This window comes from Nocardioides conyzicola (assembly GCF_039543825.1).
GTDB lineage: Bacteria > Actinomycetota > Actinomycetes > Propionibacteriales > Nocardioidaceae > Nocardioides > Nocardioides conyzicola.
The window spans coordinates 2,241,726-2,254,990 of sequence record NZ_BAABKM010000002.1; the positions used below are offsets into that span (position 1 = coordinate 2,241,726).

At 71.3% G+C, this 13,265-nt stretch carries 14 protein-coding genes; 5 read left to right on the forward strand and 9 right to left on the reverse strand.

Annotated features, from left to right (window positions below):
- Positions 1–61 precede the first annotated feature (61 nt).
- A complete protein-coding gene (locus ABEA34_RS13880) occupies positions 62–1,321 on the reverse strand; it encodes an HNH endonuclease signature motif containing protein (protein ID WP_345521912.1) in 1,260 nt (419 codons plus the stop codon).
- 191 nt (positions 1,322–1,512) lie between these two features.
- On the opposite strand from ABEA34_RS13880, the gene pyrE reads away from it, so the two are divergent.
- The gene (gene pyrE, locus ABEA34_RS13885) at positions 1,513–2,037 is read left to right on the forward strand and encodes an orotate phosphoribosyltransferase (RefSeq protein WP_345521914.1); all 525 of its coding nucleotides are present in this window, start codon (positions 1,513–1,515) and stop codon (positions 2,035–2,037) included.
- Here the strand turns inward: pyrE and ABEA34_RS13890 are convergent.
- Positions 2,023–2,778, reverse strand: coding sequence for a DedA family protein (locus ABEA34_RS13890; RefSeq protein WP_345521916.1), 756 nt, complete (start codon positions 2,776–2,778; stop codon positions 2,023–2,025). The two genes, pyrE and ABEA34_RS13890, sit on opposite strands and share 15 nt — an antisense overlap.
- A 59-nt stretch (positions 2,779–2,837) precedes the next feature.
- Between ABEA34_RS13890 and ABEA34_RS13895 the strand changes: the two genes are divergently transcribed.
- A complete protein-coding gene (locus ABEA34_RS13895; protein WP_345521917.1) occupies positions 2,838–3,479 on the forward strand; it encodes a TrmH family RNA methyltransferase in 642 nt (213 codons plus the stop codon).
- A 6-nt stretch (positions 3,480–3,485) separates the two neighbouring features.
- On the opposite strand, the gene ABEA34_RS13900 is transcribed toward ABEA34_RS13895, so the two are convergent.
- The 4 genes from ABEA34_RS13900 to ABEA34_RS13915 form a co-directional block, all read right to left on the reverse strand.
- Positions 3,486–4,244, reverse strand: a complete 759-nt coding sequence (locus ABEA34_RS13900; protein WP_345521919.1) for a septum formation family protein — start codon at positions 4,242–4,244, stop codon at positions 3,486–3,488.
- Entirely contained in the window at positions 4,241–4,978 is a 738-nt protein-coding gene (locus ABEA34_RS13905; RefSeq protein WP_345521920.1) for a hypothetical protein, read from the reverse strand. Before ABEA34_RS13905 ends, ABEA34_RS13900 begins: the two co-directional genes overlap by 4 nt.
- Positions 4,979–5,060: 82 nt before the next feature.
- Complete coding sequence (locus ABEA34_RS13910; protein ID WP_345521922.1) at positions 5,061–5,552, reverse strand: SigE family RNA polymerase sigma factor; 492 nt, start codon at positions 5,550–5,552, stop codon at positions 5,061–5,063.
- Positions 5,549–6,193: a hypothetical protein gene (locus ABEA34_RS13915; protein ID WP_345521924.1), complete on the reverse strand. Its 645-nt coding sequence runs from the start codon at positions 6,191–6,193 to the stop codon at positions 5,549–5,551. Before ABEA34_RS13915 ends, ABEA34_RS13910 begins: the two co-directional genes overlap by 4 nt.
- A 120-nt stretch (positions 6,194–6,313) precedes the next feature.
- Between ABEA34_RS13915 and fbaA the strand changes: the two genes are divergently transcribed.
- Entirely contained in the window at positions 6,314–7,345 is a 1,032-nt protein-coding gene (gene fbaA / locus ABEA34_RS13920) for a class II fructose-bisphosphate aldolase (protein WP_345521926.1), read from the forward strand.
- A 10-nt stretch (positions 7,346–7,355) separates the two neighbouring features.
- Here the strand turns inward: fbaA and ABEA34_RS13925 are convergent, their stop codons facing one another.
- The gene (locus ABEA34_RS13925; protein WP_345521927.1) at positions 7,356–8,864 is read right to left on the reverse strand and encodes a DHA2 family efflux MFS transporter permease subunit; all 1,509 of its coding nucleotides are present in this window, start codon (positions 8,862–8,864) and stop codon (positions 7,356–7,358) included.
- A 36-nt stretch (positions 8,865–8,900) separates the two neighbouring features.
- On the opposite strand from ABEA34_RS13925, the gene ABEA34_RS13930 reads away from it, so the two are divergent.
- A complete protein-coding gene (locus ABEA34_RS13930; protein ID WP_345521928.1) occupies positions 8,901–9,338 on the forward strand; it encodes a DUF3151 domain-containing protein in 438 nt (145 codons plus the stop codon).
- A 3-nt stretch (positions 9,339–9,341) separates the two neighbouring features.
- Here ABEA34_RS13930 and lysS read toward each other — a convergent pair whose 3' ends face one another.
- Positions 9,342–11,078 carry a lysine--tRNA ligase gene (gene lysS, locus ABEA34_RS13935; RefSeq protein ID WP_345521929.1) on the reverse strand — a complete coding sequence of 579 codons (1,737 nt, stop codon included), beginning with the start codon at positions 11,076–11,078 and terminating at the stop codon, positions 9,342–9,344.
- 218 nt (positions 11,079–11,296) lie between these two features.
- On the opposite strand from lysS, the gene ABEA34_RS13940 reads away from it, so the two are divergent.
- Positions 11,297–12,289 carry a LuxR C-terminal-related transcriptional regulator gene (locus ABEA34_RS13940; RefSeq protein ID WP_345521930.1) on the forward strand — a complete coding sequence of 331 codons (993 nt, stop codon included), beginning with the start codon at positions 11,297–11,299 and terminating at the stop codon, positions 12,287–12,289.
- Positions 12,290–12,299: 10 nt separating this feature from the next.
- On the opposite strand, the gene ABEA34_RS13945 is transcribed toward ABEA34_RS13940, so the two are convergent.
- The gene (locus ABEA34_RS13945; RefSeq protein WP_345521931.1) at positions 12,300–13,211 is read right to left on the reverse strand and encodes a diacylglycerol/lipid kinase family protein; all 912 of its coding nucleotides are present in this window, start codon (positions 13,209–13,211) and stop codon (positions 12,300–12,302) included.
- Positions 13,212–13,265 lie beyond the last annotated feature (54 nt).

Here is a 13,265-nt window from a genome sequence, read left to right on the forward strand (position 1 = left end):
CACCGTACCAAGTGGCCCGAGGCATGGCTGTGACCCCGCCGGCGGGGCCGGCGGGGTGGCGTCAGTGGGTTCGTCGTCGCTTGTGGGTGAGGTCGCTGAGGTAGACGCGTCCCATGGGTGAAGTCCACTCGAAGGAGGTCATCGTGAGCCTGCGGTAGGTCCAGAAGCCGTGGGTCTTGAGGCGGTGGTGCAGTCGGCAGAGGGGTGCGAGGTTCCGCGAGGTGGTGGCGCCGCCTCGATGCCAGGGAGTGATGTGGTCGAGGTCGCAGCGACGGGCGGATCGGCCGCAGCCGGGGAAGACGCAGGTGGGGCAGGTCAGGACGATCTGTTCGCGGAGACGCGAGCCGGGTGCATAGGCGTCGGTCGAGAGGTGCTCGCTCAGGTCGAGGACCGGGCGGATCGACACCCGGGTGTTGGCCTGGCGGCACCACTCGGCGAGCTGGTCGATGGTGATCGGGGAGCTGCCGCCCTCGACGTTGACGACGCCGTGGGTCTGGCGTGAGTCGTGGTGGGCGTAGATCACGAGCTCGCGGGCACCGCTGCCGCCGCCGGCCAGCGACGTGTCGGCGAGGTGGCCGAGGGCCATGGCGCGGCGGGTGTCGAGGTCGAGCTCGGGGTGCTCGGTGAGGAGCGCGTGGGCCTTGGTCTTGACCGCGGCTTCGAGAGCACGCGCGTCGGCCAGGTCGAGGAGCCCGGTCACCGGGACGAGGCCGTCGTTGAGAGCGGCGTCGCCCAGGGCGATGTCGAGGTGCCGGTGCTTGGCGCGCCGGCGCCTCAGCTCCTCGAACCGCTCGTGGTCGTACTGCTCGACCGCGGTCATCGCTGTGGACTCGATCTGGGCGAACGAGCAGTCGTGGGCGATCGGGGCGAGCGCCGCGTCGACGTACTGCGCGCCGCCCGCGGGCAGGCGGTGGGTGTGCTCGGTGATCCGGCGGACCTTCCAGGCGGGGACCTCGCCGGTCATGACGCGCGCCCAGAGCCGGGGGAGGCGGTGCTTGGCCTCGAGGGCGGAGCCGACGAGCTTGCGGCCGGCGACGGGGGAGAGGCCGACCGCGGCGGCGAACTCGGGGATGGCGAACTCGGCGACGGTGGGCGCGCCCTCGCCGGCGAGAGAGAGGGGCTGATCGCCGTACATGACCAGGTTGCCGTCGTCGTCGACGACCGGGTCGACGTCGTCGCCGGGGTGGAGCTCGGCCCAGGTGGCGGCGAGCTCGTAGGTCCGTGCCGCCGCCATGATCTCGGCGTGGTGGGTGACCTCGGCGGCGCGCAGCACCGTCTCGACCTGAGGGTCGAGGGTGGTACGGCGGGTCCGAGTGGCCATACCACAGCCTACCACGATTCGCACATATGTTCGAGTAAAGTTTTCAGACGAAGCGGTTCCAATCACCCGCCGGTGGGTGGTGGCTTCGAGCCTCGGGCCTGGCGCCATCGCCCCTGCCTCGGCTGCGGGGGTTTCGAGACAGCGCTGGCGCGCCTCCTCAACCACCGGCGTCCCCGACTACGCTCTGCGGCGTGGACGAGACGCTGGCTGCCGACATCGACGCGATCTGCCGACTGACGGGGGAGTTCACGCTCCGCTCGGGTCAGCAGGCGACGGAGTACTTCGACAAGTACCTCTTCGAGGCCGACCCGGCGCTGCTGCTCCGGGTCGCGCGCGAGATGGTCGGGCTGCTCCCGGAGGACACCGACCTGCTCGGTGGGCTCGAGCTCGGCGGCGTCCCGATCGCGACGATGGTCAGCAGCCTCACCGGCCGGCCGGCGCTGTTCGTGCGCAAGCAGGCGAAGACCTACGGCACCAACAAGCTCGCGGAGGGTCCGGACGTGGCCGGCCGCCGGATCACGCTGATCGAGGACGTGATCACCACCGGCGGCGCCGTTCGCGACGCGACGAACGCGCTGCGTGCGCTGGGCGCGACGGTCGAGGTCGTGGTCTGCGCGATCGACCGCAGCCCGGTCGACCAGAACCCGCTCGCGGACGTCGGGCTCGAGGTGCGCCCGGTGCTGACCAAGGCGCAGCTGGACTCAGCCCGCGGGTGACTCCTCGGGCACGTCGGGGACCGGTACGGCGTTGCGCGCGGCCTCACGCTCGGCGTGGTGGGTCCGGCGCCGCTTGATCGCCTCGAAGCCGATCGGGATCACGGTGAAGAGCAGGATCACGAAGATCGCGTAGTCGATGTTCTCGGAGAGGAACGGGCCGAGCCGCGGCACGTTGCCGAGGAAGTAGCCGAGCAGCGTGATCGAGACGACCCACAGCGCGGCGCCGACCAGGCTCCAGGAGAAGAACTTGCGCCGGTCCATCCGGGTCACACCGGCGACCACGGTGATGTAGGTCCGCACGAACGGCACGAACCGGCCGATGACCAGCGCCTTGCTGCCGTGCCTCTCGAAGAACGCCGAGGTGTCGTCGAAGTACTTGCGCTTGAGGATCCGGCCGTCGCGGTTGTAGAGCGGAGGCCCGATGGCCCGGCCTATCTCGTAGCCGACGACGTTGCCCAGCAGGGCAGCGGTGGTCAGCAGCAGCACGGCGATCACGAGCTCGAGGAACGGCGAGCCCACGCCGAGGATGTGGATCTGCTCGCCGGCGATGAAGAGGCCGAGGGCGAAGAGCAGGGTGTCACCCGGGAGGAACGGGAAGAACAACCCGCACTCGATGAAGACGATGACGAGGCTCAGCCAGATCAGGCTCGACCCGAACTCGGAGAGGAGCCAGTCTGGGTCCATCCACTTGATGCCGAACAGCATCGGGTTCAGGTGGGGGGACGCGAGGAGCGCGGTCACGTACAAACGGTACCTGCCGGGTCCGCATGTCGTGGGGCCGATCCCCTAACGTTCCCCGAATGGACGAGCGCGCGCCGTACGAGGTCGGGGTCGGCCCGTGGGTCGGGCCCTGGCCGGAGGGGGAGAGGTACGACGCGGAGCTGCTCGCCGCTGGCGACCGGCGCAACGTCGTGGACCGCTACCGGTACTGGACGATGGAGGCGATCGTCGCCGACCTCGACTCACGGCGGCACGACTTCCACGTCGCGATCGAGAACTGGCAGCACGACGCCAACATCGGCTCGATCGTCCGCACGGCGAACGCGTTCCTGGCCGCCGAGGTGCACATCGTCGGCAACCGCCGCTGGAACCGGCGTGGCGCGATGGTGACGGACCGCTACCAGCACGTCCGGCACCACGCAGGCGTCACCGAGCTCGCGGCGTACCTCCACGAGCAGGGCGTCGTCCTGTACGGCGTCGACAACCTGCCCGGCTCGCTGCACCTCGAGACGACGACCTTGCCGAGGAAGGTGTGCTTCCTCTTCGGCCAGGAGGGCCCGGGGCTCTCCGACGGCGCGCGCGAGGCGTGCGACGCGACGTTCTCGATCGCCCAGTTCGGGTCGACCCGGTCGATCAACGCCTCGGCGGCCGGCGCGATCGCGATGCACTCCTGGGTGCGCGAGCACGCCGACCTCTCGGGCGACGGCGCCTGGCGGGGCTGAGCTGGGTCAGTGCCGGGTCTTGTTCGAGCACGCGAGCACGAACGTCGTCCGTGTCACCCAGGAAGTGCGGTAGAGCCACTCGCGCGAGACGACGTGGCGTGGGCAGGTGCGGTTCGCTGCCTTCAGCACGCTCTTGTCGGTGGCCTTGCCGCGCACCACCTTGGAGAACGTCGTCCGGTACTGGTGAGAGGCCGAGCACGCGACCGCCGCGAACCCACCCTTGACCGCCTTGGCGCAGCGCGCCACGGCGTCAGGGATCGAGCCGGTGATCTTGGCCGGCCCCGCTGCCGGGAGGTCGAGCAGCTTGGTGGACGAGGTGAGGGCGACGGAGCAGCTGAACCACCGAGCGCCGGCCGCGATCTCCCTCTTGTTCGGTGCGAACCAGTACGAGTCCCAGAGCGTCAGCGCACGACGCGTCGGCGTGCCGAGCAGCTTCTTGGTCGCGGGGTCGCAGGTGGTGGTGAGCTTGCGGGACATGGCCGCGGGAAACTTCTTCCAGTTCACGTCCGCCCAGTCGAACGACGCCGGCACCTCGCCGACGGCGGTGACGAACATGGTCTCGTCGCCGGTGCACTCCACCGCCGGCTTCGGTGAGGAGTGCCCGTAGGCCTGCTTCAGCGTGAGGTCGTAGCAGGCGCCCACGGCCGGGGCGCCGGCCAGCGGGTCGGGGTCGGTCTCGCCCGCCGAGGCGGGGCCGACGCCGAGGAGGCCGGCGAGCAGGACGAGGACGGCGGTGACGCCGAGGCAGCGCAGGGCGCGGGTCATCGGTGCGTCTTGGTCGAGCAGCCGATGGCGAAGGACTTGCGGTCGATCGGCACGGCCGACCGCAGCCAGACGCGGCTGGACACGTGGCGCGGGCAGATCCGCTTGGCGGCCTTGTCGAGGTTCTTCGCGGTCGGCTTCATCCGCACCACGGTGGCGTAGGACAGCCGCCAGTCGTGACGGTCAGCGCACGTGGTCGCGGCGTACTTGCGCCCGACGTAGCACCGTGCGAGCACGTCGGGCAGGTTGCGGCCGGCCCGGGGCAGCTTGTCCGGGAGGTCGCTGAGCGCGTTGTCCTCGAGCGAGGCGAGGTGGCAGGAGAACCAGCGAGCTCCGGCCTCCTGCTCCGCGTCCGTGGGAGCGAACCAGAACCAGTTGTACTGGGAGTACATGAGCAGCGCGGGCTTCGAGCCGATCTTGGCGGCGAACGCAGCGCCGCACTGGGCTCCGACGTTCTTCGAGATCGTCTTCTCGGGCGAGTCCCAGGTGACGCCGGCCTTCAGCTGACCGACCGCGATCACCACGGTCGTGTGGTCGTCGGAGCACTCGACCGGCGCTTCCGGGACGGAGTGCTCCCAGCCCTGCTTGTAGGTCAGGTCGTAGCACGCGCCCTTTGCCGGGGCCCCGGCCAGCGGATCCGGGTCGGTCTCGCCTGCCGAGGCAGTGCCGACGCCGAGGAGGCCGGCGAGCAGGACGAGGACGGCGGTGACGCCGAGGAGGCGCAGGGCGCGGGTCATGAGGTCTCTCCCGAGATCGTGGTCGGTGGTGCGGCGATCACCGTAAGCGGCCGACCTCGGCCTTGGTCGGAGAACCCCGAAATCAGTGGCGGTCCTCCGCGAGCACCGATCGCAGCGCCTGCAGGGCGCGCGAGGTGTGGCTCTTCACCGTGCCCTCGCTGATCCTGAGCTCGGCGGCGGTCTCCTCCACGGACAGCCCGAGCCAGTGCCGGAGCAGCACGGTCCGCCGTTGCATGTCCGGCAGCAGCCGGATCGCGTCGAGGAGGCTCGACCGCTCCTCGAAGGGGAGCAGGGCGGGGGCGGTGCGTTCGGGCGGGCTCGTCGTCGGTCGTTCGCGACGCCACGGCCGGCGGTGCTCGTCGATGTCGGCGCGGACCAGGATCGTGCGGACGTACGCCTCCTCGCCCCCCTCGTGCTGGAGCCGCGGCCAGGCCAGGTACAGCTTGGTCAGGGCCGTCTGGAGCAGGTCGTCGGCGCGGTGCCAGTCACCGCAGATCGCGTACGCGATGCGGCGCAGGTGCTGCTGGCGGGCCGCCACGAACGCGACGTACTCCTCCTCGAGGTGCGCCCTCATCGGGAGGTGCCTCCCGCCGGCGGCAGCTCGGGGTAGCTGAACCAGGAGTGCGACCCGACGCTGTCGGCGACCCACTCGTCGAAGGTGCGCGTCTGGTCCGGCAGCTCGGACTGGAACCCGCTGATCCGGTGATCCCGGGTCGCGGTCAGCAGGAGCCAGACCGTGTCCCCGTGGGTCGTCACCACCTCCAGTGCCGCCGAGGTGCCGAAGGCGTCGCCGAGCACGTGGTCGTAGTAGCCGGTGACCTTCACCTCGGGGTAGCCCCGCACGACCTTCCCGTGGTCGTCGAGGTGGATGTCGTCCCAGCCGATGGCCAGGCCGCAGTCGCCCAGGGTGCCGGCGCGGCACTCCCGCGCCGTGTCCGGGTCGACCGGCACGGGATCGGTGACGTGCACCGGGACGACGCCCGGAGGTCCCGCCGGCTCGACGTCGCGCCCGGCCGACCCGGCGCCACCGATGCTCGCGGCGAACGCCCCGACGGCGACGGCGGCGACGCCGACGGAGGCGGCCACTGCGGCCCGGCGCCGGCGCGCCGCCCGCCGGCCGCGTACGGCGTACTGGAGCGGGTCGCGCAGCGGCGGCTCCGTCCCGAAGGACCGCTCCACCTCGGTGCCGATCCACTCGTCGATGTCCGTGCTCATCGCGTTCTCCTGCCTGCTCGTCCTGACACTTCCAGAACGGAACGTCCGGCGGTCCGGTTGTCACGGATAGCCACTAGGGTCGGTAGCAGAGCCAGTCGCCAGTCCGAGGAGCGCAGACAGATGCCCATCGTCACCCCCGAGAAGTACGCCGAGATGCTGGACACCGCCAAGGGGAGCGCCTTCGCGTTCCCGGCGATCAACGTGTCCTCCTCGCAGACCCTGAACGCCGCGCTGAAGGGCTTCGCCGACGCCGGCTCCGACGGCATCATCCAGGTCTCGACCGGAGGCGCCGAGTACCTCTCCGGGCCGAGCATCAAGAACATGGTCACCGGCTCGGTCGCCTTCGCGGCGTACGCCGCCGAGGTCGCGAAGAACTACCCGGTCAACATCGCGCTGCACACCGACCACTGCCCCAAGGACAAGCTCGACGGCTTCGTCCGGCCGCTGCTCGCCCTGTCGCAGGAGCGGGTCGACCGGGGCGAGGCGCCGCTCTTCCAGTCGCACATGTGGGACGGCTCCGCCGTACCGCTCGAGGAGAACCTCGTCATCGCCGAGGAGCTCCTCGACCGCGCCATCAAGGCGAAGGTGATCCTGGAGATCGAGGTCGGCGTCGTCGGCGGCGAGGAGGACGGCGTCGAGGCCGAGATCAACGACAAGCTCTACTCGACCCCCGCGGACGCGATCGCGACCGCGAAGGCGCTGGGGTACGGCGACCGTGGCTACTACATGACCGCGCTGACCTTCGGCAACGTGCACGGCGTCTACAAGCCGGGCGGCGTCAAGCTCCGTCCCTCGGTGCTCAAGGAGGCGCAGGAGGCCGTCGTCGCCGAGTTCGGCCTCGAGCCCGGATCGAAGCCCTTCCACCTGGTCTTCCACGGCGGCTCGGGCTCGTCGCCCGAGGAGATCGCCGAGGCAGTCGACTACGGGGTGGTCAAGATGAACGTCGACACCGACACCCAGTACGCCTTCACCCGGCCGGTCGCCGCCCACATGTTCCAGAACTACGACGGCGTGCTGAAGGTCGACGGCGAGGTCGGCAACAAGAAGCTCTACGACCCCCGCGCCTGGGGCAAGGCCGCCGAGGGTGGCATGGCCGCCCGCGTCGTCGAGGCGTGCGAGAACCTGCGGTCCGCGGGCGCCTCGATCGGCTGAGGAGGACGCGTCAGTCGGTGACGGGTGCTGCCGGCGCGGGGGCCCCAGCCGCGGCGTACCCGGCGTGGCGCGGCTTCTCGAAGAACAGCACCGCGACGAAGCCGATCAGGAACGCGAACGTCGGCAGCAGCACCGCGCTCGCCATCGCGTCGCTGAACGACTGGGCGACCTCCGGCGGCAGCTTGCCGCCGGAGGAGCCCTCGCCCTTGAACGCCGGCAGCCCCTCGGCCGCGAGGCGGGCGTCGATCAGCACGGCGATCGCCGCGGAGCCGAGCACCGCGCCGACCTGGCGGGTCGCGTTGTAGACGCCCGACCCGGCGCCGGCGAGCTGCACCGGCAGGTTGCGGGTGGCGGTCGCGCTGTTGGGCGCCCAGACGAACGCGTTGCCGACGCCGAAGACCACCATCGGCGGCACCGTCCACCAGATCGAGGTGTCGGGCGTCATCACGAAGGTCAGCCACAACAGGCCCAGGAAGAGGCAGGCGAAGCCGAAGGCGGTGATGATCCGCGGGTGGATCCGGTCGGTCAGCCCGCCGACCGTCCGGGCGAGCAGGATCGTCATCAGCGCCATCGGCACCAGCAGCAGCGCCGAGCGGGTCGGGCTGAGCCCGCGGACGACCTGCGCCCAGATCATGATCGGGATCGCCAGCGACGTGATCGACAGGCCCATCACCGTGATCGCCACGTTGGCCAGCGAGAAGTTGCGGTCGCGGAAGAGGCCGAGCGGGACCAGCGGCTCCTGCTTGTTGATCGCCTGCCAGCCGACGAAGAGCGCCAGCACGACGATGCCGGCGATGATCATCGCCCAGATCGCCGCGTCCCAGTGGTACTGGTGACCCTCCTGGATGCCGAACACGAGCAGGAACATGCCGATGCCGCTGAGCGCCACGCCCAGCCAGTCGAACCGGTGCGTGTGGGTCGGCAGCGTGGGCACCAGCCGCCAGGCGAGCACGAAGCCGACCACGCCGACCGGCACGTTGATGAAGAAGATCCACTCCCAGCCCAGCCCGTCGACGAGCACGCCGCCGAGGATCGGGCCGACCAGGGTCGCGACGCCGGCGGTGGCGCCCCACAGGGCCATCGCGGCGCCACGCCGCTCGGCCGGGAAGATCCGGGTGATGATCGCCATCGTCTGCGGCGTGATCATCGAGGCGCCGAGACCCTGGAGCACCCGGGCCGCGATCAGCGTCTCGATGCTGCCGGTCAGGCCGCACCACAGGGAGGCGAGCGTGAAGACGGTGAGGCCGACCAGGTAGAGGTTCTTGGGGCCGAACCGGTCACCGAGACGCCCGGTGATCAGCACCGGTACGGCGTACGCGAGCAGGTAGGCGCTGGTCACCCAGACGACGTCGTTGACGTCGGCCTGGAGGTCGTCGATGATCGCCGGCGTCGCGACGGACACGATCGTGGTGTCCACCAGGATCATGAAGAAGCCGATGCACAGCGCGAAGAGCGCCGGCCACGGCTCCTTGCCTCCGGTCGGGTCGACGGTCTGCGGAGTGGACGAGGACTGAGTCACGGAGCAAGTCAACACCCGACCATGGACAATCACTCCATGAGTTCTTTCACTGGCAACGACCTGATGGCCGGCCCCCCGCCCACCCTGCTCCCCGAGGACCCCGCATCGGCCGACCTGGTGCCGGGCGCGGACGCGATGGACGTCGTCCGCCAGCACCCCGAGTCGCCGGTCGCCTGGGCGACGCTGGCGACCCTGGCCGCCGAGGCCGAGGACGACGCGGTGACGATCTACGCCTACGCCCGCGTCGGCTACCACCGCAGCCTCGACATGCTCCGCCGCAACGGCTGGAAGGGCCACGGCCCGGTCCCGTGGGAGCACGAGCCCAACCGCGGCTTCCTGACCTGCCTGGCGCTCCTCGCGCTCGCGGCCCGCGCGATCGGTGAGGACGCGGAGTGGGAGCGGTGCTCGGAGTTCCTGCGCGACTCGAGCCCGACGGCGTACGACGAGCTGCTGGGCGACGCCGACGAGGAGTGACTCCTAGGCGGGCGGCGTCAGCAGCAGGCGGACCTTCTCGGCGCCCAGCGCGAGGAAGAGCGTGGGCAGCCGGGGGCCGCGCTCGGCGTCGACGAGCAGCTGGTAGAGCAGCCGGAAGAAGGCCTTCTGGTCCTGCTTGACCTCGTCCGTCGGGGCGTCGTCGAGGCCGAGACCGCGCGCGAGCTTGGGCACGCCGTAGATCAGCGACGTGATCGGCTCCAGCTCGAGCTGGTCCGGTAGCCGGTCGAGCAGCTGGCGCAGCCAGAGCTCCTCGTCCTCGTTCAGCGCCGCGAGGCGTGCCGCGTCCGGCGTCTCCCGGACCGTCGTGCGGTCCTCCTCCGGCACGAAGTCGGACATCCACGTCATCGCCCGCGACAGCCGCGGCTCGAGGTCGGCGACCGAGGCGTGCTCGTAGCCCAGGTCGCCGACGATGCGGCTGATCAGCTCCGCGCTGCCGGCGGTCACGTCGGCCACCGACGACAGCAGCTTGAAGGGCACGACCACGGCGGGCGTCGGCAGCGTCCCGGCGGACGTGGTCGACGAGGCGCGCTCGAAGGCGAGCACCTGGGCGTCCCGCTTCGCGGGGTTGGCGGCCTTCTTGCCCAGCGCGTCCCACTCGTCGTACAGCCGCACGACCTCCTGGCCGAAGTCGACGTTGAACGCCTGCTTGGGCGCGCGGCGCACGTAGAGCCAGCGCAGGATCGGCGCCTCGAGGATCTTCAGGGCCTCGGCCGCGGTCGGGACGCCGCCGCGCGAGGACGACATCTTCACCTGGCCGCCGGCGCCCACGAAGGAGTAGCCGACGAACGACGGCGCGCGGCCGCCGTAGATCTTCACGAGCTCCTTGCCGACCGTGTACGACGAGCCGGGGCTCGCGTGGTCGACGCCGCCGGGCTCGAAGTCGACGCCCTCGAACTCCCAGCGCATCGGCCAGTCGACCTTCCAGACGAGCTTGCCCTCGCTGTCCGTGGTCAGGTTGGTCACGCCTTCGTACGCGCACGCGGTGCAGGTGTAGGCGAGGTCGGTGGTGTCCTCGTCGTACGACGTGATGATGGTCGTGTCGCGGCCGCAGTCGCGGCAGTAGGGCTTATAGGGGAAGCGCGCGAGGTCGTCGGTGGCGCCGAGGCCGGTCAGCCCGGACTCGTCGTCGTTGGCGACGGAGTCGGCCAGGGCGGCGGCCTCCTCCTCGCTCTCGGGTGCTGCGGTGGCTGCCCCCTCCAGCTGCTTGGTCCGGTAGCGCGACATGACCTGCTCGATCTCGTCGCGACGGCGGACGGCGGTGAGGACCTGCTCGCGGTAGGCGCCGGCGCGGTACATCTCGGTCTGGGAGACCTCGACCATCTCGACGCCGAGCTCACGCAGCGACGCGACCAGGGGCTCCTTGTAGTGCTCGGCCCACGACGTGTGGCACCCCCACGGGTCCGGTACGCCGGACAGCGGCCGGCCGATGTGCTCGGCCCAGGACGGGTCGACACCGGCCGGGACCTTGCGGAAGCGGTCGTAGTCGTCCCAGCTGTGCAGGTGGCGGGCCGCGATCCCGCGCCGCTTGATCTCCTCGGCCACGAAGTGGACCGTCAGGAACTCGCGCAGATTGCCCAGGTGCACCGGCCCCGAGGGGCTGGCGCCGGAGGCGCAGGTGATCACGTGGTCGCCCAGCTCACCGCCGTACCGCTGCTCGGCGTGGCGGATGGCGTCGTCGGCCGCGCGGGTGACCCAGTCGTGCGGCGGGGAGTCGGGCATGTCGCCAACGCTACCGGGGGCGGCGGCGGGCGCCGGAAACGGCACGTGCCGGGACCACCGCCCAGTGGTGGTCCCGGCACGTGCGCGACGACTGCCCTCCGGTCACGACCTCATCCCCCGATGTGGGTCGTGCGCGGCCGGGCGCGCGTGGCGGGATCATGGCACTGACCGGTCCGTGCCACAGCGAGCGAAGTGGCCGCTGGCACTAAGATGCCATCATGCCGCGCACCCCGGCCCGCACCGGCGTCCTCACGGCGCTCGGCTTCACGCCCGAGCTCGAGGTCACCTACGAGCGCCTGCGCCCGCAGTCCGGCCGCGAGCTGACCCGGGTCGCGGCCGCCATGCTGCGCTCGCCCGACGAGCTCCTCGACGACATCGCGCCGCTGCTCGACATCGGTGCGGTCCACGTCGACGGCGCCGTGCTCCAGGTCGCCACGCCGGTCGAGGTGCTGCGGGGCGTGGTCGGCGTGCAGGCGGCGTACGCCCGGCGGGCTCAGGTCGGACTGGACGGCGTCGGCCGCGCGATCGAGATCCTGGCCACCGAGCAGCGGTTGTCGGTGACCGGTGAGCCCGGCGACAGCCGAGCGGTCGAGGGCGAGGTGTGGATCGGCGGCGACGTCTTCGACATGGTCCGGACGACGCTCCTCGGCAGCACCGGTGACCTGGTCTGGCTGCGTCCCGACCAGTGGCGCGGGCCGCGCGAGGAGCGGATGGTCGACCTGGTCGCGGAGGTCGTCGCGCAGGGTCGCCGGTCCCGGGCGATCTACCCGGTGCGGGCGCTGCACGACGCGCCCGAGGTGCTCGCCGCGCGGCTGGCGGTGGGCGAGGAGGTCCGTCTGCTGCCGGAGATGCCGACCCGGCTGCTGGTGGTGGGCGACTCCCACGCGATCGTGCCCGAGCCGCTCGGCCTCGCCGACCTGCCCCTCGCGGTGGTCCGCCAGCGGGGAGTGGTGGAGGCGATGACGTGGTGGTTCGAGGAGCTCTGGGGCCGGGCGGCGGTGCCGGCGCTCGCCGAGACCGGGCCCCGGATGGACCTGCGGCAGTTCCTCCTCGAGCAGCTCGCGGCCGGCGCGCACGACGAGCAGATCGCGCGCAAGCTCGGCATCAGCCTGCGCACCGTACGGCGACGCGTCTCGGCGCTGATGACCGAGCTGGGCGCCGACTCGCGCTTCCAGGCCGGGGTCGAGGCCGCCCGGCGGGGCTGGCTGTGAGCGGTCGGCCTCAGGGCAGCAGGAGGTGGTACGCCTCGGGCTCGAGGCGCCAGGTGCGCTGCCGCTCGGGGCCGTAGATCTCGCCGTCGGCGCTGCACCAGAACGGCCCGCCCGACACCGACACCCGGGTGCCGCGGAGGTAGGTCACGTCGTCGCGCTTGTGGTGCGACGCGAGGCCGATGTGCGCGGCGTACGCCAACCGGGCGATCGGACCGGTCGACCGCGACACCATCACGTCGAAGCGGCCGTCCTCGGGGTCGGCGTCGGGCGTCAGCTCGGCGCCACCGCCGACCGACGAGCCGTTGCCGACCGCGGCCATCAGGATCGGCTCGTCGAGGTCGACCACCACCTCGCCGTCGACCTCGATGCGGACCCGGATGATCGGCGGCTTCCACGCGGTCATCGCGGCACCGATCGGGTAGCCGAGCTTGCCGAGGTTGGCCTTGCCGACGCCGACCGAGTGGAGGCGCTCCTTCCACCGGGCGCCGCGGCGGCTCGCGTTGGCGCCGGCGCCGACGTGCACGCTGTTGACCACGATCTCGCCGACCTCGTCGACGATCAGGTCCATCGGCCGCGGCGTCCCGTCCAGGATGACGTGCGCCGCCTCCGCCGGGTCCAGCGGGATCTCGGTCCCGCGGGCGAAGTCGTTGCCGGTGCCGAGCGGGATCAGCCCGAGCACGGCGTCCTTGAGCTCGCGGCGGCGGTAGAGGGCCGCGACGATCGCGTGCAGGCTACCGTCGCCGCCGGCGACCACGATGCGACGCGACCCGGCCCGGTGCAGGACGCCGTCGAGCTCGCCGGGGTTGGCGGTCGCCGTGACCTCCACGGAGACGTGCTCACGCAGGACGGCGAGCGCCTCCTCGAGCCGCTCCTCGTCCGAGGTGCCGGCCTCGGAGTTGGTGATGACGAGGAGTGGATCCACGTGCCGGACAGTAACCGACGACCCCGAGGTGCGGATCACCCTTTGGTAGCGTGT

Excerpts from the sequence above, each read along its gene's own strand:
- ABEA34_RS13880 (WP_345521912.1), bottom strand. The coding sequence starts at position 1,321 with ATGGCCACTCGGACCCGCCGTACCACCCTCGACCCTCAGGTCGAGACG.
- ABEA34_RS13895 (WP_345521917.1), top strand. The coding sequence starts at position 2,838 with ATGGACGAGCGCGCGCCGTACGAGGTCGGGGTCGGCCCGTGGGTCGGG.
- ABEA34_RS13900 (WP_345521919.1), bottom strand. The coding sequence starts at position 4,244 with ATGACCCGCGCCCTGCGCTGCCTCGGCGTCACCGCCGTCCTCGTCCTG.
- ABEA34_RS13905 (WP_345521920.1), bottom strand. The coding sequence starts at position 4,978 with ATGACCCGCGCCCTGCGCCTCCTCGGCGTCACCGCCGTCCTCGTCCTG.
- ABEA34_RS13910 (WP_345521922.1), bottom strand. The coding sequence starts at position 5,552 with ATGAGGGCGCACCTCGAGGAGGAGTACGTCGCGTTCGTGGCGGCCCGC.
- ABEA34_RS13915 (WP_345521924.1), bottom strand. The coding sequence starts at position 6,193 with ATGAGCACGGACATCGACGAGTGGATCGGCACCGAGGTGGAGCGGTCC.
- fbaA (WP_345521926.1), top strand. The coding sequence starts at position 6,314 with ATGCCCATCGTCACCCCCGAGAAGTACGCCGAGATGCTGGACACCGCC.
- ABEA34_RS13930 (WP_345521928.1), top strand. The coding sequence starts at position 8,901 with ATGAGTTCTTTCACTGGCAACGACCTGATGGCCGGCCCCCCGCCCACC.
- lysS (WP_345521929.1), bottom strand. The coding sequence starts at position 11,078 with ATGCCCGACTCCCCGCCGCACGACTGGGTCACCCGCGCGGCCGACGAC.
- ABEA34_RS13940 (WP_345521930.1), top strand. The coding sequence starts at position 11,297 with ATGCCGCGCACCCCGGCCCGCACCGGCGTCCTCACGGCGCTCGGCTTC.